Genomic DNA, 1,382 nt, shown 5'->3' with positions numbered 1-1,382 from the left:
GTGTCGCAGTGCCTCACGGAGACCATTATCACTTTATTCCTTATTCACAAATGTCACCGCTTGAAGAAAAATTGGCTCGTATGATAGCTGTTAAGGGACAAAATGGCAGTGTCTTGCCAAGTGTTACTCCTCTGAAGCCAGCCCCTCCTACCAAACCTCTAGCACCAGTGGAAAATAAACCGACAGAATTTGATGTCAACCAGGTTGTTAGAAAAGTTGGTGATGGATATATTATCGAAGATAAGGGCGCTAGTCGTTATGTTCTAGCTAAAGACTTAGCCAAGGATAAGATTGACGCTATTGAAAATCTCTTGTCTAAGAAAACTCAAGAGACGCATGCCCTAGTTGCGAAGAAAGAAAATGTACCACCTCGTGACCAAGAATTTTATGATAAAGCATATAATTTATTGGTCGAGGCTCATAAAGCCTTGTCTGAAAATAAGGGTCGTACTTCTGATTTCCAAGCCTTAGACAAATTAGCAGAACGCTTGAATGATGAATCTTCTAATAAAGAAAAATTAGTAGATGATTTATTGGCATTCCTAGCACCAATTACCCATCCAGAACGTCTTGGTAAACCAAATTCTCAAATTGAATATACCGAAAACGAAGTCCGTATTGCACAATTAGCTGATAAGTATACAACCTCAGATGGCTACATTTTTGACGAACATGATATTATCAGTGATGAAGGAGATGCCTATGTAACGCCTCATATGGGTCATAGTCACTGGATTGGAAAAGATAGCCTTTCTGATAAGGAAAAAGCAGCTGCTCAATCTTATACTAAAGAAAAAGGTATCCTACCTCCATCTCCAGATGCAGACGCTCAAGCAAATCCAACTGGAGATAGTGCAGCGGCCATTTACAATCGTGTGAAAGGTGAAAAACGAATTCCACTCGTACGACTTCCATACATGGTCGAGCATACAGTTGAGATTAAAAATGGTAATTTAATCATTCCTCATAAGGATCATTACCATAACATTAAATTTGCTTGGTTTGATGATCACTCATACAAAGCTCCAAACGGTTATACCTTGGAAGATTTATTTGCGACGATTAAGTACTATGTTGAACATCCTGATGAACGTCCACATTCTAATGACGGATGGGGAAATGCCAGCGAGCATGTCTTAGGTAAGAAAGACCACAGTGAAGATCCCAAAAAGAACTTCAAAGCGGATGAAGAACCAGTAGAGGAAACACCTGCTGAGCCAGAAGTTCCTCAAGTAGAGACTGAAAAAGTAGAAGCCAAGCTCAAAGAAGCAGAAGCTTTACTTGCTAAAGTAACAGATGCTAGTTTGAAAGCTAATGCAACAGAAACCCTAGCTGGTTTACGAAATAATCTGAGTCTCCAAACCATGGATAATAATGGTATC

At 39.7% G+C, this 1,382-nt stretch carries 1 protein-coding gene; it reads left to right on the top strand.

The annotated features are described in order from the left end of the window. Positions 1 to 1,382 (top strand): pneumococcal-type histidine triad protein (locus QZ359_RS05440; RefSeq protein WP_293963927.1); only part of this gene is annotated, 1,382 nt, incomplete at both ends.

Origin of the sequence: Streptococcus sp., assembly GCF_019414905.1 — a bacterium.
Lineage (GTDB): Bacteria > Bacillota > Bacilli > Lactobacillales > Streptococcaceae > Streptococcus.
Note: the sequence above shows the minus strand (reverse complement) of the source record. Positions and strands in the feature narration are given on the sequence as shown.